The sequence below is a fragment of the Mesorhizobium sp. WSM4821 genome (genome assembly GCF_055901555.1).
This window is the reverse complement of record NZ_CM148371.1, coordinates 2,739,149-2,754,988: the sequence shown is the minus strand read 5'-3', so window position 1 is coordinate 2,754,988 and position 15,840 is coordinate 2,739,149. Positions and strand designations below refer to the sequence as shown.

Sequence of the window (15,840 nt, the reverse complement as noted above, 5' to 3'; positions counted from 1 at the left end):
GATCTATATATGTGCTCATCATGCCCAAGAAACAAGCATCTATTTTGCAACACACGCATGCAAAAAGACGCAGGCTGTGGTCTAACCCATTCTTTGCCCTCGTAGGACCAGCAAAATCGTCGAAATGCAGTGTGCGGTCGGCCAAGACTCATTGCGAAACAAGCGAATCAGAGCCGATTCTCACTCCAAGGCGCAGAAAACAACGAATGACGTCGAATCGGGCAGCACGCGTTTATTTTTGCGGCAATCGCGCATCGCCCCGAAGATCGGTTCCTGTTTTGCTGCGCTGACATTCGGTTCGCAAAGCCCGATGCGCAGTGTCGAAAGTCCAAGAGCGCACTTTGTGCTTCCGGGTGTACGCACGTCGCTCTAGAGCGGGATGGGATTTGTAGGAGTCGTAGGATTCCCAAATCAGCAATGATCTGATTCAACATCGATGCTGGGAAGGAGGCCAGCATGGATGGCATCATATTCGATGGACCTTCGCGAACGGGTTGTGGCAGCGGTCAAGCAGGAGGGCATGTCGCGGCGTGCGGCGGCGGCTCGCTTTGGGGTCAGCTACAGCGCGGCGATCGAGTGGCTGAAGCTTTTCGAGGAGACCGGCAGCGTCAAGCCCCGCCAGGTCGGCGGCTATAAGCCGAAGAAGATATCGGGGGCGTGGCGCGACTGGCTGGTCGAGCGTTGCCGGGATAAGGCCTTCACCTTGCGCGGGCTTGTCGCCGAACTTGGCGAGCGCGGCCTGAAGGTCGACTATCGTTCGGTGTGGGAGTTCGTGCACGCCGAGGGGCTGTCGCATAAAAAAAGACGCTGATCGCCGCCGAGCAGGACCGTCCCGATGTGGCGCGCCGGCGGGCGCAGTGGGTTCAGTATCAGGGCCGGATCGACCCCGCCCGCCTGGTGTTCATCGACGAGACCTGGACCAAGACCAACATGGCCCCGCTCAGGGGCTGGGCGCCGGTCGGACAGCGGATCAAGGCCAAAGTTCCCAATGGCCACTGGAAGACAATGACCTTCCTGGCAGCGCTACGCCAGGATCGCGTCGACGCGCCTTGGCTCATCGACGGGCCGATCAACGGCGAGAGGTTCCTCCTCTATGTCGAGAAGGTTCTCTCGCCGACCCTTCGTCCGGGCGACATCGTCGTCTTGGACAATCTCGGCAGTCACAAAGGCAAGGCCGTGCGCCGCGCGATCCGAAACGCCGGCGCGAGGCTCTTCTTCCTGCCGAAATACTCGCCCGACCTCAATCCGATCGAACAGCTCTTCGCCAAGCTCAAGCACTGGCTGCGAAAGGCCGCAAAACGGACCGTCGAAACGGTTTGCGACGCCATCGGCCAGATTCTCAACCGCGTCACACCTGTCGAGTGCTCAAATTATTTCGCAAACTCAGGATATGACTGGAGGTAATCTCATCCCGCTCTAGAAGGAAGCCTCGATGAGGACACGTCAGGCGATCGTCGGCAGCGCGCTGTTCTTCATCGCGGCGCCCGGTCTGGTCGCGGGATTGCTGCCCTGGCTGTTGACCGATCGCTATCGTCTGCCATGGTCGACGCTGCCCTGCTTGGTCCCGGTCGGCTGGGTTCTGGTTGTCGTCGCGACGGCCTTGCTGCTTCATGCCTTCGCCCGTTTTGCGCTCGAAGGCCTGGGCACGCCGGCCCCGGTCGCCCCGACGGAGCGACTGGTTGTCGGCGGCATCTACCGCCATGTCCGCAACCCGATGTATGTGGCGGTGCTGTCGATTATCCTTGGCCAAGCGCTGCTGTTTTCAAGCTGGGTCCTCGTCGCCTATGCCATTATCGCCGCCATCGCCATGGTCTCGTTCGTGAAGTTCCACGAGGAACCGACGCTTGCCCGCCGCTATGGCGCCGACTACGAGGCCTACCGCCATGCCGTTCCCGGCTGGCTGCCCCGCCTGACGCCATGGCGCGGGTGAGCCGGGAAAACAGAGCTTCGCCGTTTTCAGGGTGTGCTGAGATTCAGGTCAGGCTGCGCCGAGAATGGTGGCTTCCGAGAACCGGAGCGGAGCGTACTTTTTGGTACGTGAGTACCGGCCTAAGCCGGCCGTAGTCTTAACTTAACTACCACGACCGCTCATTGAGTGCTTCGGCCGGCGAAGGCCGGAAGCGCAGGAAGCCGCCGTTTGCAGGCCGGCATCACCCGAATATCGACATGCCCTAAGGCATGTCGCGCAAAAGTGTGCGGCGGTTTTGCGATAACGACATGCATGAAAAGAACTTAAAGCGCGTCGCATGGATCCGCTCAAACGCGACGCGCTTTAGAACGACCAGCTGCGCGCCTTGGCAATGATGAAATCGCGGAAGACATGCAGTTTCGCCTGGTTCTTCATCGCATCTGGATAGGCGAAATAGGTGTCGAAGGACGGCACCTCGGTCTCCGGCAGCAACTGCACTAGCCCTGAGTCCTTGCTGATGACATAGTCGGGCAGCATGGCGATACCGGCGCCACCCTGCACCGCGCGCTTGATCGACAATATGTCGTTGATCTGGAGCGTCGGCACCCTTTGCCCGCCCTCGAAATCGCCGACCGTTTCCAGCCAGTTCAATTCCGACAGATGCGCCGGCACCGGCACGCCGAAGGTGACGATGCGATGGGTTCTCAACTCGGCGATCGACGCCGGCTTGCCATATTTGTTCACATAGGAGGGGGCCGCGTAGAGGTGGAAATGCACGGTGAACAGCCGGCGCTGGATGAGATCCGGCTGCTGCGGCTGGCGCAGCCGGATCGCGCAGTCCGCCCGGCGCATGGTGAGATCGAGTTCCTCGTTCGCCAGGATCAACTGCAGGCTGATCTCGGGATAGAGATCGATGAATTCCTGCACGCGCTCGGTCAGCCAGCCGGCGCCGAGCCCCACCGTGGTCGTCACCCTGAGCACGCCGGAGGGCCGGTCCTTGGCCTCGGTCAGCCGCGACTTGATCGTCTCCAGCTTCATCAGCACGTCATGCGCCGTGCGGAACAGCATCTCACCCTGCTCGGTCAGCACCAGGCCACGGGCATGGCGGTTGAACAGCGGAACGCCGACGTCATGCTCGAGCGCGCTGACCTGCCGCGAGATCGCCGATTGCGACAGATGCAATGTCTCGGCGGCATGGGTGAACGACCCCGCCTCGGCCGCAGCATGAAACACGCGTAGCTTGTCCCAGTCCAACGCCATGATGCCCCTCGTTCTGTTTTTGGCGTCTGCCTGTTTTTAGCCCCTGAATGAAAAATCAGGCTTTTGCGCGGCTTTCTCAGCCCGCTTCCTTACTCCGCCGCTTCGCGGTGAACTTCGATCCCGGCGAGATACTTTTCCGCCTCGAGCGCGGCCATGCAGCCGAGCCCGGCCGCCGTGACCGCCTGGCGGTAAATGTCGTCGGTCACGTCGCCGGCGGCGAACACCCCTGGCACGTCGGTGCATGTCGAATCCGGCGCCGTCCACAGATAGCCATTCGGCTTCTGCTTCAGCTTGCCGGCGAACAGCTCGACCGCCGGCGCATGGCCGATCGCCACGAACACGCCGTCGACCGTCAGATGCATCTCCTGGCCGGTCACCAAATTGCGCAGCTTCAGCCCTTCCACCGACGGCGGCAGCGGCATCTTGCCGGACTGGCCGGTGATCTCGTCGACGACGGTATCCCAGATGACGCGGACATTGTCCTTCTTGAACAGCCGCTCGCTCAGGATGCGCTCGGCGCGGAAGTCGCTGCGCCGGTGGATGACCGTCACGCTCTTCGCCAGGTTGGAAAGGTAGAGCGCCTCCTCCACCGCCGAATTGCCGCCGCCGATCACCGCGACGTCCTTGCCGCGGTAGAAGAAGCCGTCGCAGGTGGCGCAGGCCGACACGCCGAAGCCCATGAAGGTCTGCTCGCTCGGAATGCCGAGCCATTTCGCCTGCGCACCGGTGGCGATGATCAGCGCGTCGGCGGTGTAGATGGTGCCGGAATCACCCTTGGCGCGGAACGGCCGCACGTTGAGGTCGACCTCGGTGATGATGTCGTTGATGATGTCGGTGCCGACATGCTCGGCCTGTTTCAGCATCTGCTCCATCAGCCACGGACCCTGGATCGGATCGGCGAATCCCGGATAGTTCTCGACATCCGTAGTGATCATCAGCTGACCGCCCTGCTGCAGGCCGGCGACCAGCATCGGCTTCAGCATGGCGCGGGCGGCGTAGATCGCCGCCGTATAGCCGGCGGGACCGGAGCCGATGATGAGAACGGGTGCGTGCTTGGTGGTCATGGACAGGCCTTCACAACAACCGGACGCGAATGAAGCGTCCGGCACAGGGTCGAATTTCGGCTCTAATCTAGGTGTTGCGGACGACGCCAGCAAGACGACCTGGCCTTCGTCCCCGGAAAGCTTCGGCACAAACAGGCAATCCATGAACATCTTGCACGGTGACTGTCCGAAAATCATCGGCTGAAGGGGATGGAATGGACACCGAAGTGGTTTAATTACAAAATCACGAAAGATTCTTGCGTGAAGCGCCGAAGGTATCCATGCCGCTCAAAGCCGATCTCGACGCCATCGACTGGAAGATCCTGCGCGAGCTTCAGCAGGACGGGCGCATGACCAATGTCGAGCTGTCCGGCCGCGTCGGCATTTCGGCGCCGCCATGCCTGCGCCGTGTCAGGCGGCTGGAAGAGACCGGCATCATCCGCGGCTACCGCGCCTTACTCAATGCGCCGGCGCTCGGCATGGACGTCGTTGCCTTCTGCCTCATCGGCCTGCATCACCAGGCCGACGCCGAGCTGAAGACCTTCGCCGAACGCACGCGCGGTTGGCCGATCGTGCGCGATGCCTGGATGGTGTCGGGCGAATCCGACTTTTTGCTGCATTGCGTTGCGAGCGACCTCGGCACCTTCCAGACCTTCGTCATCGAGGAACTGGCCTCGGCGCCGAATGTCGATACGGTGCGAACGGCGCTGACCATCCGCCGCGTAAAGGACGAGGGCCTGGTGGCTTTCAATGGGGTGAGACCCTAATTTAGCCCTTACCGAGTTCGGCGATGACGTCGCAGAGTTTTCGGTGATCGTTGCCGCTCATCAGTCTGCGCGTCGCGAAAGCACCATCGCCGGTGACCCGATTGGATCTGCCGCGCACCCGCCAACCCTCGCGCAGCCCGGCTCGCCGTCCGGCTTCCATGTCGTCGGCCTTGTCGCCGACGATGATCGATCGGCTGATATCCACGCCCAGCAGATCGCGGGCGCGCAGAAGCATGCCCGGATTGGGCTTGCGCATCGGATGATCGCCGACTGCCAGTTCACCCGTCCCGCGCGAGTGGTAGGCGCAGGCGAACACCAGATCGATCCGGCAACCCTGCGCTTCGAGAAGCGCCAGCAGCCGAGCATTGACTGCGGCGAAATCCTGCCAGCCGAAATAGCCGCGAGCTATACCTGACTGATTGGAGACCACGATCGCGGGAAGGCCTGCGATGTTGGCCGTGCGGATCACCGGCAGCATCTCCGGTCGCAGCACGATGTCGGCCGGATCGCTGGGATAGCCGGTATCGACATTGATAGTGCCGTCGCGGTCGAGGAACAGCGCCGGCCTGCCGGCTGGAAAAACCGCGGTGCCGATCCGTTCGACCCACAGGCCGGGCTCTTCGAGCGGATACGGCTTCACGACAGCGTCCCTGTCAGCCATCGCAGAGGCGCGCTTCGACCATTTCGCACAGATGATGATAGAGGCACAGATGTCCCTGCTGGATGATCGGCGTCGAGGTCGACGGCACGTTGAGCAGGATGTCGCAGAGCGGCTTGAGCTTGCCGCCGGTATCGCCGGTCAGGCCGATCACCGTCATGTCCATCATGCGCGCCTGTTCGGCCGCGGCAAGGATGCTGGCCGAGTTGCCGCTGGTCGAGATGGCAAGCAGCACGGCACCCGCCGAGCCATGCGCCTCGACCTGGCGTGAAAACACCGTGTCGAAGCCGTAATCATTACCCCAGGCGGTCAGCACTGCCGCATTGGCCGGCAGCGCGATGACGTTGTAGGCCTTGCGCTCCTTCAGGAAACGGCCGACCAGTTCGCCGGCGATGTGGATGGCGTCGCTGGCCGAACCGCCATTGCCGCAGATCAGCAGCGCCTTGCCCTGCGAAAGTGCCGCGACGACGGCGGCAACGGCCCGCTCCATCTCGCTGGTGAGGTCGCGCTCGACCATCGCCGAGATCGCGGCCGCCGAGCGGACCAGGTAATCGTTCAGTTCGGACATGAAAACCTCAGTTAGTATTGCCGGCGCGCAACTTGCCGATGGTGCCTGTCGTGCTTTTGCCGGCGACGAGATCGACCAGCACGACGCGTCCACCCGCCTTCTGCACCAGTTCCGCGCCGACCACTTGATCGATTGTGTAGTCGGCGCCCTTGACCAGTATGTCGGGCGTCAGCGCCTCGATCACGGCGAGCGGCGTATCTTCCTCGAAGACGACGACGGCGTCGACCGAGGCAAGTGCCGCCAGCACGCAGGCCCGGTCATGCTCGTCGTTGACCGGGCGCCCCGGCCCTTTCAGCCGGCGCACCGAGGCATCGCTGTTGAGGCCCAGAACCAGCCGGTCGCACTGGCTGCGTGCCGCATGCAAAAGGCTGACATGACCGGCATGGAGGATATCGAAACAGCCATTGGTGAAGCCGACGCTCAGGCCTTCGTCCTTCCAGGTCGCCACCAGCCTGGCGGCGGCAGCAGCATCGAGGATCGCGTCCTTGTGGGCAATCGGACCGTGCGAGCGAAACAGCGCGCCGGTGAGTTCCTCGACCGTCAGCCGCGCGGTACCCCGCTTTCCCACCACCACGCCACCCGCCGCGTTGGCAATGGCGGCGGCCATGATGCGGTCGGCGCCCGCGGCAAAAGCCAGCGCAAATGTCGCGATCACCGTGTCGCCTGCACCCGAAACGTCGAACACTTCCCGCGCCTGGGTGGTGATGTGCCGGGCATCGTCCGGGCTGACGACGCTCATGCCTTTCTCGCTGCGCGTCGCGACGACGAAATCGAAGCCATGTGCCGCGATCAGTTCACGCGCCGCGGCCACGATCTCGTCGTCGGTAAACACTTCACGTCCAACCGCCTCACCGAGTTCCTTGCGATTGGGCGTGATTGCCGTCGCCCCGGCATAGCACGCATAGTCGCGGCCCTTGGGATCGACCAGGACAGGCTTTCCCGCCTCGCGGCACACAGAGATCAGCTCGCTTGCGACGCCGTCGAGCAACATGCCCTTGCCGTAGTCGGACAGAATAACGATCTCGGCTTGCCTAAGGGCGGCGCGGAAATGCCTGACCAGCGTCGCGCGCTCCGCGTCGTCCAGCGGCTTGATCTCCTCTTCGTCGAAGCGCAGCACCTGCTGATTGAGCGCGCTGAAGCGGCTTTTCGACGATGTCATGCGGTTCACGTCCTGCGCGAGGCCGCCGGTGTCGACGCCAGATTCCCCGAGCATGCGCATGAGATTGTCGCCGGCCTGATCGTCGCCGATCACAGAAACCGGTATCGCGGTGGCGCCGAGCGAGACGATGTTGGAGACGACATTGCCGGCGCCGCCCATCGCCGACGTTTCACCGCGCCCGCGCAGCACCGGTATAGGCGCTTCAGGCGAAATCCGCTCGATGACGCCGTTGACGAAGCGGTCGAGGATGAAATCGCCGACCACCAGCACGGTGACGTTGCCGAACCGCGAGATGGCGCGGTGAAGGGGTTCGGGAGAAGGCAGGTATTGCTCGCTCATGTCATCCGCGACGTGCAATGAAAGCCGGTCCCGATGCTGTAAAAACGCCGGACTGGCAGGGCTGGTCGTTCATGGCGAAGCCGATATACCGCAATTCGGCCCAGCGCAACGGCAGGCGTCGAGCTGATCGCAGCCAAGGGCGGCTGACGTATCAGCTTTTCTGCAAAGCGACATGAACGCCTAATCCCACGAGCACCACACCGCCGGCACGCCGCATGAGGCGCTGCGCGTGGCTCGAACGCCGCAGCCTGGTGGTCAGCGCGCCGGCCAGCACCACGCACACGACATCCGCCGAGGAGAACATCAGATTGACGATCGTCCCGAGGACGAGGAATTGGAGCCAGACTGGAAATGTCGCCGACGCGTCGATGAATTGCGGCAGGAACGCCATGAAGAAGATCGCCGTCTTGGGATTAAGCACCTCGACGGTGATGCTCTCGAAAAAGGCGCGGCGGGCAGATTTCGGAACAATGCCTGAAGCAATGGGGCCTGAGGCAACGGAGCCTGAGATGACGGCATCGTCTTGCACCCTGGCGCGGAATAGCGAGATGCCCAGCCAGATCAGATAGAGCGCGCCGGCCAGCTTGATCGCGACGTAGAGCGTCGGCACGGCGTGGAAAAGCACGGACAACCCGGCAGCGGCGGCGATGACATGCACATAGCCGCCAAGGTGAATGCCCAACGCCGCCATCAGGCCGGACCAGCGGCCGCGCGCCATGGTTTGTGCAGCGGCGTAAAGCATGGCCGGGCCGGGGATGTAGGCGAAGATCGCCGTGGTGGCGAAGAAGGCGATAAGCAGTTCGGTCGATGGCATTGCCTTGCTCCTGTCGCGCTTCGCCGGTGGGTTGCCGACTGAAGCGAGAGCTTTGCGGCGGCACTGTGGCACCACCCAGCCGTCGGATTGCGGCCTGCTTTATCGACAGCCCCGCCAGCCTCCCCTATAAGGACCGGAATCGGCACAAGGTACCAGAGGCTTTTATGATCATCGTCACGGGCGGCGCCGGCATGATCGGCTCCAACATCGTCGCCGCGCTCAATGCCGAAGGGATTAGCGACATCCTCGTCGTCGACGACCTGACCGACGGCCACAAGATCGCCAACCTCGCCGACCTGCAGATCGCCGACTATCTCGACAAGGACGATTTTCTGGCGCGCCTCGAGGAAGGTGGGCTCGGCCGCGTCGAGGCCGTCTTCCACCAGGGCGCCTGCTCGACCACTACAGAGTGGAACGGCAAGTTCATGATGGAGGTGAACTACGCCTATTCGAAGCGGCTGCTGCATGCCTGCCTCGCGCTGCGCGTGCCTTTCCTCTATGCCTCTTCCGCCTCGGTCTATGGCGGCGGCGCCGACTTTCGCGAGGAGCCGGAATGCGAACGCCCGCTCAACGTCTATGCCTATTCGAAGAAGCTTTTCGACGACTACGTCCGCCGCACCGTCTTCGACCCAAATCATTCCCAAATAAATGGCCATTCGCAGGTCGCGGGCTTGCGCTATTTCAACGTCTATGGACCGCGCGAGGCGCATAAGGGAGCGATGGCATCGGTCGCCTTCCATCTGTTCAACCAGGTCGAGCAGGGTCAGAATCCGAAATTGTTCGGCGCCTATGACGGTTTCGGACCCGGCGAGCAGAGCCGCGACTTCATCCATGTCGGCGATGTCGCCGACGTCAATCTGTGGCTGTGGAAACGCGGTCTGAGCGGCATCTTCAACTGCGGCACCGGCCGCGCCCAGCCGTTCCGCACCATTGCCGAAACGGTGATCGGCGCGCTGGGCAAAGGGCAGATCGAGTTCATCGACTTCCCCGAGCATCTCAAGGGCAGCTACCAGAGTTTTACCCAAGCTGATATGTCCCGGTTGCGCGCTGCCGGGTACAATGGTCAGTTTCGCACAGTGGAAACCGGCGTCAGAGACTATGTCGAATGGTTGAAAGCCCAGCGATCCTCGTGATCGGCCCCCGCTGGGTGGGCGATATGGTAATGGCGCAGTGCCTGTTCTCGGCGCTAAAGGAGCTTCACCCGAACACCGCGATCGACGTGCTGGCGCCGGCATGGGCGGCACCACTGGTCAAGCGCATGCCCGAAATACGCCAGCAGATCGATCTGCCGCTGAAATCCGGCGCGCTGGAATTCCGCATCCGAAGGCGCTTCGGCCGCTGGCTGCGAGGCCGCTACGACATGGCCTATGTCATGCCGGGAAGCTGGAAGTCGGCGCTGGTCCCGTTCTTTGCCCGCATCCCGCGCCGTGTCGGCCATCTCAAGGAAATGCGCTACGGGCTGCTGACCGACATCGTTCCCTTGCCCGACGGTGTAAAACGGCGCACGGCGCAGGCCTATTTCGGCCTCGCGCAAGGCGGCACGTTCCGCCCCCCAAGGCTTGCCGTCGACACGAAAACCCAGGCGGCGTTGCTGGGCCGCTTCGGGCTGGAGGCGAAAAAATTCGCAGCACTTATGCCAGGCGCCGAATTCGGCCCGGCCAAACGCTGGCCGAGTGAACACTATGCCGGCCTTGCCCGCAGCATGATGGCGAAAGGGCTGAAGGTCGCGTTGTTCGGATCGAACAACGACGCCGACGTCACGGCGGAAATCGCCGCGCTTGCACCAGGCGCTGTCGACCTCGCCGGCCAGACGCGGCTGGAGGACGCCATCGACCTGATCGCCGCGGCCAGGCTCGCGGTGTCCAACGACAGCGGACTGATGCATGTCGCAGCAGCGGTCGGCACGCCTATCGTTGCCGTCTACGGCTCGACCTCGCCGCAGAATACGCCGCCGCTGGCCGAGCACCGCGAATTGGTCTGGCTCGGCCTGTCTTGTTCGCCCTGCCACAAGAAAGTCTGCCCGCTCGGTCATCTCAATTGCCTGAAGACCCTCGAAGTCATGCAGGTTACGGCAGCAGTGGAACGGCTGCTGGAAATACCGGGCGCCGCATGAAGGTGCTCATCGTCAAGACATCCTCGATGGGTGACGTCATCCATACCTTTCCGGCCGTCGAGGATGCGCGCCGCAACCGGCCCGACGTGTCGTTCGACTGGTGTGTGGAGGAGGCTTTTGCCGGCATCGTGGCGTTGCATCCGGCGATCGCGGCCATCCACACCGTGGCGGTCCGGCGCTGGCGCACAAGCCCGCTCGGCCGTGGCACATGGCGCGAGGCGGCGGGCCTGCGCCGCGCCTTGCGGGATTGCCGCTACGATCTCGTCATCGATGCGCAAGGATTGCTGAAATCGGCCCTGGTGGCGAAACAGGCCGCGGCGCCGATCGCCGGCTTCGACGGCTCGAGCGCCCGCGAGCCTTCGGCGGCGTTGTTCTACGACCGCCGCTATGCCGTGCCGCGCGACCTGCACGCCATCGAACGCACGAGGTGGCTGTTCGGGCTGGCGCTCGGCTATGAACCGGATCTTTCCGGGATCGAGTCCGGTATTGTGCCGCCGGCCGGCGGTTCGACCTTTGTCGGCGAAAACCCCGCCTTCCTGCTGCACGGTACCAGCCGCGAGGACAAGAAATGGCCGGCCGGCGACTGGATCGAGACTGCCCGGCTTCTTGTGGAGAGGGGAATGACGCCGGTCACGACCTGGTCGAACGACAGGGAAAAGGCGGTTGCCGAAGCTGTCGCCGAGGCCGTTCCGCAGACCGTTCTGGTGCCGAAATCACCGCTGGCCGAGATCGCCGCGATCATCGGCCGGTCGGTGCTGGTCATCGGCGCCGACACCGGCCTCACCCACCTCGCCAGCGCCTTCGGCCTGCCGACCGTCGCCGTGTTCCTGGCAACCGAGCCTGGCCTGACCGGCCCGCGCGGGCCGTTCTCGTCAACGCTTTTGGCCGCGCCCGGCAGCAGCGTCGTGCCTGCGGAAGTGGTGGCAGAGGCGGAGAGGCTGCTGGGGCTTAAATCGCGGGCCGCGACCTAGGACCTTTTTGGAATTATCAAAGGTCCTAGATGAATTGCACCTGGACGATCTCGTAGCCCCGTGCGCCGCCTGGCGCATTGACCTCGATCGCGTCGCCGACCTCCTTGCCGATCAGCGCCCGCGCGATCGGCGAGGAGATCGAAATACGGCCGGACTTCACGTCCGCTTCCTGGTCACCGACGATCTGGTAGGTCTTCTTCTCTTCGGTGTCCTCGTCGACCAGCACCACGGTCGCGCCGAACTTGACCTTCTCGCCGCTGAGCTTGGTGATGTCGATCACCTCGGCACGCGCGATGAAATCCTCGAGCTCGTGGACGCGGCCCTCATTGAGGCTCTGCGCCTCTTTCGCCGCGTGGTACTCGGCATTTTCGGAAAGATCCCCATGCGAGCGCGCTTCGGAGATTGCCTCGATGATGCGCGGCCGCTCTTCCTGCTGGCGCCAGCGCAGTTCTTCCTTCAACGACGCGAACCCCTCGCCTGTCATCGGGACCTTGTTCATGATGCCTGACCTTTCCTGCCGCCGCCCCCGCTTTTCCGGGAGCGACCCTGTCGATGGTACAAAAAGAAAACGGTCCGGCAGCCTCGGGCTAACGGAACCGTCTCACCGCAATTTTTCCCAATATAGCAATCTTCGCGGGTTTTTCACGCCCAAAAAATCGGTTTTGAAAAATTCACCCGCCATTTGTGGAAATGCCGTCGCGGCAGCGCGCGGCTGGCAGGAGCGGCGGCAAAAAACCGGCTGCGATTGCCCGCAGCCGGCGTGAGGAGCGTTCGGGGGTCGAGTCAGCTCCTGGTGAAATGGTCGATCTGCTCGGACAGCATGCCGTATTCGCGAGATCCCTTGCCGGTGCGCTTCTCGATCTCGCGAAGCTGTTCCTGGGCGCCGGCGAGATCGCCGATCTGCAGATGGGCCTCGCCGAGATATTCGCGCACCAGCGTGTAGTTCGGGTCGATGCGCAACGCTTCCTCGTAATAGCCGAGGCCGACGGTGACGCGGCCGGAATGGCGATGCGAATAGCCGAGATAGTTGAGGATGCGTGGGTCCTTCTTGTCCGCAGCCAGGCTGAGCACGGCGATCGCTTCGTCGTAACGTCCGGCCATCGCCAGCGCGTGGCCGGCTTCATAGATGTTGTCGTCATCCAGCATGCCTTGCTTCGGTGTCACGCATTTCTTCAGCTTCTTGTCGTAGACTTCCCCCTTCTTGCACTGTGGGGTCTGGCCGCCACCGCCACCACCTTCACCGGCCGAAAACACCGGGGCCGCAAACAGCGGCAGGGCGGCAAGCGCCAGAACCTGGATCAGCAATCGTCTGCGCATCGAAACCTCCTTGAAACACGACAGTGCGAGGCTAACGCCGGGCCGAAGCCGTTTCATCCCGGAAAAGATCGCGGCCGCCAAAAGCTTTTTGAAACCGTCCGTAACGGCCGCAAGATTGAAGAGCCGAAGGTGGACGTGACGAGCGCCGCAAATTCGCTATCATCCAGCATACGGCAAACGGAGCATGCGGAGAAGGCCAGTGCGGCAGCGCGTTGAAAGGGAATGGGAACTTTCGATCGGTCCCGACACCGTGCGCCTGTTCATCCTCAAGGCGAAGGCGCTGAGTGCTGCCGTCAACGAAGACTATGCCGATGGCGCCGAGCACGAGATAGAACTAGACGGCGAGGCGCACGACAACCACCACCATGATGGTCTCGCGGAGGAAAGTTCCGAAAACCTCACCGAAGAAGAGCTGCGCGAGCTGATCAACGACCTCAATGTCGACGAGGCGGCCGAACTCGTCGCGCTGGCCTGGGTTGGCCGCGGCGACTATGACGCCTCGGAATGGGCGGACGCGCTGGCCGCCGCGCGCGATCGCGCCAACAAGCGCACGGCGAAATATCTGCTCGGCATGCCGCTCCTGGCGGATTGGCTGGAGGAAGGGCTGGAAGCGATCGGCGCGTAACGCCGCGGTTACCGTTCGTGATCGGCCAAAGCCCTCGCCCGGGGCAACTTCCGCACGCACCCGCCGTTAAGGACGAATGGCGGCGCTGACCCCTCCCGGATCGATCGGATTGGCCGGATTGACCAGATTGGCTGGACTGAGCAGATTGGCGCCGCCTTTGGCGACGGCCATGCTGTTCGCAGGAACGGCACTGGCCAAAGCTCCAAGATTGCCTGAAACCGTGCCTGTCCCGCAGTTTAATCAATCGCAACCAGCGCAAAAGGCCGCACCCGACAACGCGCCGGTCCCCGAGCCGCGCCCCGCGGATGCGCCAACGCCTGATCAACCCGCAACCGACAAACAGGACCGGCACAAACCCGACCAGCGCGAGGAAGCCCGGCCGGAGCCGCCGGCAGTCGCTCCAAAGCCGGCCGAAAAACCCCCTGAGGCACAGCCGCCGGCCACCGCCCCGAAACCACTGGAGAAGCCGGCGCAAGCGCAGGAGACAGAAATCCCTCCCGACCCGCGCTCGGCCTCCGTGCCGCAGGAAAAAATGCCGGAAGAGGAACTTGCCTGCCGCAGGCGGCTGAAGTCGATGGGGGTCGACTTCGAGGATCGCAAGGCCGAGCACGATGCGGCGGTCGGCTGCTCCATCCCCTATCCGATCGCGCTGAAGACGCTGGGCAAGTCATTGGATATCAATCCCGAAACCGAGCTGAACTGCCAGATGGCCGAGGCCGCCGCGCGCTTCGCCACCGATATCATCCAGCCGGCGGCCAAGGCCGAGTTCGGCGCCAATCTCAAGTCGGTCGGCCAGGCATCCGCTTTCGTCTGTCGACAGCGCAATGGCGGATGGAAACTGTCGGAGCACGCCTTCGGCAACGCGCTCGACATCGCCAGCTTCACGCTTTCGGACGGGAAAAGGATCGACGTCGGCCCAGCGCCGCCGGAAAGGGACGCGAAATTCCTGAACGCGGTACGCAAGGCAGCCTGCGGACCGTTCAGGACCGTGCTTGGCCCGGGCAGCGATGCGGATCATTCGCTGCATTTCCATCTCGATCTCGCACCGCGCCGCAACGGCGGCACCTTCTGCCAGTGACATGGTCCCGGCCCGACTGCGCGCCGCAATTTGGCCGCAGGCGTGAATGCCGCCGCTGATTTTTCCTTTACTCTTGGCGGCTAAGCTCTGTGCCATCTGGACCATGATCCCGAAAAAGTGGGAACCGGTTTTCGGAAAAGACCATGGTCAAACAAACAGGCAGAACCTGATCTGGATCAGGTTCGGGGACAGGGAACCTGCCTATGGCCGGGATATTTCGCGTCGCGTTTGTCGCCGCGCGGCAAATGAGACGCGCGCGCCTAAGCAGGTTCGGCAAAAGTGTTCCACGGTTTTGCGACAAGAACCTGCGGCAAACAAGAGAATCCAAGCAGGCCTTCGTGGGCTGGCCCACGAGTGCCTGCTTGGTTGCCGGCGGGCTTGCCATCGCCGCGATCTCGGCCTGCACCACCGGCAGCGTGCTTTCGCTGGAACCGGCCGTCGATGTCGGCAGCCAGACATCGGCCGTCCCGAAATACGCCGGCCCGGAATATACCGGTCCGGAATACACAGGCCCTAAATACACTGGAATGCAGACCCTCGTCCCGTCCAACCCGTACCTGACCGCCGCCTATCCGCGCATGGACGAGCCGATGGCGCCGGCCGAACAGATGCCTGCCAGCGAAGTCGACTGCCGCAAGGAGCTGAAGCGCCTCCGCGTCGCCTACACCGACCTTGCGCCGATCCGTGAAGGCCAGTGCGGCATCGACTATCCGGTCAAGGTCTCGGCCATCGGCGGCATCGGGATGAAGCCGGCCGCGACGCTGACCTGCGACATGGCAGCCACCTTCGCCGGCTGGACCAGGAACGAACTCGTCCCGTCCGCCCGCTGGCGCTATTTCTCAGGGGTCAAGACCATCCGCCAGGGCTCGAGCTATTCCTGCCGTAGGATCGCGGGCGAAGGCGTGCTGTCGGAGCACGGCAAGGGCAACGCCCTCGACATCATGAGCATCGAACTCAACAACGGCAACGATATCGACGTGCGCAAGCCCGGCCTGTTCGCCTTCCGCACGCGCGGCTTCCTCAACACCGTGCGCGCCGACGGCTGTCAGTATTTCACCACCGTGCTTGGCCCCGGCTACAACTACGACCACCGCAACCATTTCCATTTCGACATCAAGAACCGCAAGAACGGCTACCGCGCCTGCCGCTGAGCCCTGGCGGTTGCCCCCTGCCCAAGGTCCGTGGCGCCGCGTAGAATGACACCACACAAGTGATGCCA

18 protein-coding genes are annotated in these 15,840 nt (G+C 63.1%); 10 read left to right on the top strand and 8 right to left on the bottom strand.

Going from position 1 to position 15,840, the window contains the following annotated elements; translation table 11 throughout:
- The first annotated feature begins 460 nt into the window (after positions 1-460).
- Both AC0NID_RS13290 and AC0NID_RS13285 read left to right on the top strand, forming a co-directional pair.
- Positions 461-1,404, top strand: a protein-coding gene (locus AC0NID_RS13290) for an IS630 family transposase (RefSeq protein ID WP_473459538.1) whose coding sequence is annotated in 2 segments (ribosomal slippage) — positions 461-797 and positions 797-1,404 — 945 coding nt in all. Because the reading frame shifts where the segments join, the coding sequence is not laid out codon by codon here.
- A 28-nt stretch (positions 1,405-1,432) separates the two neighbouring features.
- Positions 1,433-1,930 (top strand): methyltransferase family protein, encoded by a 498-nt coding sequence (locus AC0NID_RS13285; protein WP_473455885.1) that lies wholly within the window; start codon positions 1,433-1,435, stop codon positions 1,928-1,930.
- A 342-nt stretch (positions 1,931-2,272) separates the two neighbouring features.
- On the opposite strand, the gene AC0NID_RS13280 is transcribed toward AC0NID_RS13285, so the two are convergent.
- Together AC0NID_RS13280 and trxB are read right to left on the bottom strand one after the other, a co-directional pair.
- Positions 2,273-3,169, bottom strand: coding sequence for a LysR family transcriptional regulator (locus AC0NID_RS13280; protein ID WP_292163652.1), 897 nt, complete (start codon positions 3,167-3,169; stop codon positions 2,273-2,275).
- 89 nt (positions 3,170-3,258) lie between these two features.
- A complete protein-coding gene (gene trxB / locus AC0NID_RS13275; protein ID WP_126034323.1) occupies positions 3,259-4,233 on the bottom strand; it encodes a thioredoxin-disulfide reductase in 975 nt (324 codons plus the stop codon).
- A gap of 260 nt (positions 4,234-4,493) precedes the next feature.
- Here trxB and AC0NID_RS13270 point away from each other — a divergent pair, with 260 nt between their 5' ends.
- Positions 4,494-4,979 (top strand): Lrp/AsnC family transcriptional regulator, encoded by a 486-nt coding sequence (locus AC0NID_RS13270; RefSeq protein ID WP_473455887.1) that lies wholly within the window; start codon positions 4,494-4,496, stop codon positions 4,977-4,979.
- 1 nt (position 4,980) lies between these two features.
- Here AC0NID_RS13270 and AC0NID_RS13265 read toward each other — a convergent pair whose 3' ends face one another.
- The 4 genes from AC0NID_RS13265 to AC0NID_RS13250 all read right to left on the bottom strand — a co-directional run bounded on the left by AC0NID_RS13265 (position 4,981) and on the right by AC0NID_RS13250 (position 8,517).
- Positions 4,981-5,640, bottom strand: coding sequence for a D-glycero-alpha-D-manno-heptose-1,7-bisphosphate 7-phosphatase (locus AC0NID_RS13265; RefSeq protein WP_473455888.1), 660 nt, complete (start codon positions 5,638-5,640; stop codon positions 4,981-4,983).
- The gene (locus AC0NID_RS13260) at positions 5,633-6,205 is read right to left on the bottom strand and encodes a D-sedoheptulose-7-phosphate isomerase (RefSeq protein ID WP_473455889.1); all 573 of its coding nucleotides are present in this window, start codon (positions 6,203-6,205) and stop codon (positions 5,633-5,635) included. The genes AC0NID_RS13265 and AC0NID_RS13260 overlap by 8 nt, the downstream gene beginning before the upstream one ends.
- Positions 6,206-6,212: 7 nt before the next feature.
- Positions 6,213-7,703, bottom strand: coding sequence for a D-glycero-beta-D-manno-heptose-7-phosphate kinase (gene rfaE1 / locus AC0NID_RS13255; RefSeq protein ID WP_473455890.1), 1,491 nt, complete (start codon positions 7,701-7,703; stop codon positions 6,213-6,215).
- 151 nt (positions 7,704-7,854) lie between these two features.
- A complete protein-coding gene (locus tag AC0NID_RS13250) occupies positions 7,855-8,517 on the bottom strand; it encodes a LysE family translocator (RefSeq protein WP_473455891.1) in 663 nt (220 codons plus the stop codon).
- 164 nt (positions 8,518-8,681) lie between these two features.
- On the opposite strand from AC0NID_RS13250, the gene rfaD reads away from it, so the two are divergent.
- Genes rfaD through waaC form a run of 3 tightly spaced genes read left to right on the top strand, consistent with a single transcriptional unit; the run spans position 8,682 to position 11,601 of the window.
- Positions 8,682-9,650, top strand: coding sequence for an ADP-glyceromanno-heptose 6-epimerase (gene rfaD / locus AC0NID_RS13245; protein ID WP_473455892.1), 969 nt, complete (start codon positions 8,682-8,684; stop codon positions 9,648-9,650).
- Positions 9,623-10,630: a lipopolysaccharide heptosyltransferase II gene (waaF, locus tag AC0NID_RS13240; RefSeq protein ID WP_473455893.1), complete on the top strand. Its 1,008-nt coding sequence runs from the start codon at positions 9,623-9,625 to the stop codon at positions 10,628-10,630. Before rfaD ends, waaF begins: the two co-directional genes overlap by 28 nt.
- On the top strand, positions 10,627-11,601 hold the full coding sequence (gene waaC, locus AC0NID_RS13235) for a lipopolysaccharide heptosyltransferase I (RefSeq protein WP_473455895.1): 975 nt from the start codon (positions 10,627-10,629) through the stop codon (positions 11,599-11,601). Before waaF ends, waaC begins: the two co-directional genes overlap by 4 nt.
- A gap of 25 nt (positions 11,602-11,626) precedes the next feature.
- On the opposite strand, the gene greA is transcribed toward waaC, so the two are convergent.
- On the bottom strand, positions 11,627-12,100 hold the full coding sequence (gene greA / locus AC0NID_RS13230) for a transcription elongation factor GreA (protein WP_126034333.1): 474 nt from the start codon (positions 12,098-12,100) through the stop codon (positions 11,627-11,629).
- On the opposite strand from greA, the gene AC0NID_RS13225 reads away from it, so the two are divergent.
- Positions 12,099-12,365, top strand: coding sequence for a hypothetical protein (locus AC0NID_RS13225; RefSeq protein ID WP_473455896.1), 267 nt, complete (start codon positions 12,099-12,101; stop codon positions 12,363-12,365). The genes greA and AC0NID_RS13225 overlap by 2 nt on opposite strands.
- A 19-nt stretch (positions 12,366-12,384) precedes the next feature.
- On the opposite strand, the gene AC0NID_RS13220 is transcribed toward AC0NID_RS13225, so the two are convergent.
- Positions 12,385-12,918 carry a tetratricopeptide repeat protein gene (locus AC0NID_RS13220; protein ID WP_473455897.1) on the bottom strand — a complete coding sequence of 178 codons (534 nt, stop codon included), beginning with the start codon at positions 12,916-12,918 and terminating at the stop codon, positions 12,385-12,387.
- Between the two features lie 199 nt (positions 12,919-13,117).
- On the opposite strand from AC0NID_RS13220, the gene AC0NID_RS13215 reads away from it, so the two are divergent.
- The 3 genes from AC0NID_RS13215 to AC0NID_RS13205 all read left to right on the top strand — a co-directional run bounded on the left by AC0NID_RS13215 (position 13,118) and on the right by AC0NID_RS13205 (position 15,772).
- A complete protein-coding gene (locus AC0NID_RS13215; RefSeq protein WP_474033442.1) occupies positions 13,118-13,543 on the top strand; it encodes a DUF3775 domain-containing protein in 426 nt (141 codons plus the stop codon).
- 169 nt (positions 13,544-13,712) lie between these two features.
- On the top strand, positions 13,713-14,621 hold the full coding sequence (locus AC0NID_RS13210; protein ID WP_473455899.1) for an extensin-like domain-containing protein: 909 nt from the start codon (positions 13,713-13,715) through the stop codon (positions 14,619-14,621).
- 338 nt (positions 14,622-14,959) lie between these two features.
- Complete coding sequence (locus AC0NID_RS13205; RefSeq protein WP_473455900.1) at positions 14,960-15,772, top strand: extensin-like domain-containing protein; 813 nt, start codon at positions 14,960-14,962, stop codon at positions 15,770-15,772.
- Positions 15,773-15,840 lie beyond the last annotated feature (68 nt).

What these genes read in the sequence shown, in the direction of transcription:
- AC0NID_RS13285 (WP_473455885.1), top strand. Translation starts at nt 1,433, where the DNA reads ATGAGGACACGTCAGGCGATCGTCGGCAGCGCGCTGTTCTTCATCGCG.
- AC0NID_RS13280 (WP_292163652.1), bottom strand. Translation starts at nt 3,169, where the DNA reads ATGGCGTTGGACTGGGACAAGCTACGCGTGTTTCATGCTGCGGCCGAG.
- trxB (WP_126034323.1), bottom strand. Translation starts at nt 4,233, where the DNA reads ATGACCACCAAGCACGCACCCGTTCTCATCATCGGCTCCGGTCCCGCC.
- AC0NID_RS13270 (WP_473455887.1), top strand. Translation starts at nt 4,494, where the DNA reads ATGCCGCTCAAAGCCGATCTCGACGCCATCGACTGGAAGATCCTGCGC.
- AC0NID_RS13265 (WP_473455888.1), bottom strand. Translation starts at nt 5,640, where the DNA reads ATGGCTGACAGGGACGCTGTCGTGAAGCCGTATCCGCTCGAAGAGCCC.
- AC0NID_RS13260 (WP_473455889.1), bottom strand. Translation starts at nt 6,205, where the DNA reads ATGTCCGAACTGAACGATTACCTGGTCCGCTCGGCGGCCGCGATCTCG.
- rfaE1 (WP_473455890.1), bottom strand. Translation starts at nt 7,703, where the DNA reads ATGAGCGAGCAATACCTGCCTTCTCCCGAACCCCTTCACCGCGCCATC.
- AC0NID_RS13250 (WP_473455891.1), bottom strand. Translation starts at nt 8,517, where the DNA reads ATGCCATCGACCGAACTGCTTATCGCCTTCTTCGCCACCACGGCGATC.
- rfaD (WP_473455892.1), top strand. Translation starts at nt 8,682, where the DNA reads ATGATCATCGTCACGGGCGGCGCCGGCATGATCGGCTCCAACATCGTC.
- waaF (WP_473455893.1), top strand. Translation starts at nt 9,623, where the DNA reads ATGGTTGAAAGCCCAGCGATCCTCGTGATCGGCCCCCGCTGGGTGGGC.
- waaC (WP_473455895.1), top strand. Translation starts at nt 10,627, where the DNA reads ATGAAGGTGCTCATCGTCAAGACATCCTCGATGGGTGACGTCATCCAT.
- AC0NID_RS13225 (WP_473455896.1), top strand. Translation starts at nt 12,099, where the DNA reads ATGATGCCTGACCTTTCCTGCCGCCGCCCCCGCTTTTCCGGGAGCGAC.
- greA (WP_126034333.1), bottom strand. Translation starts at nt 12,100, where the DNA reads ATGAACAAGGTCCCGATGACAGGCGAGGGGTTCGCGTCGTTGAAGGAA.
- AC0NID_RS13220 (WP_473455897.1), bottom strand. Translation starts at nt 12,918, where the DNA reads ATGCGCAGACGATTGCTGATCCAGGTTCTGGCGCTTGCCGCCCTGCCG.
- AC0NID_RS13210 (WP_473455899.1), top strand. Translation starts at nt 13,713, where the DNA reads ATGCTGTTCGCAGGAACGGCACTGGCCAAAGCTCCAAGATTGCCTGAA.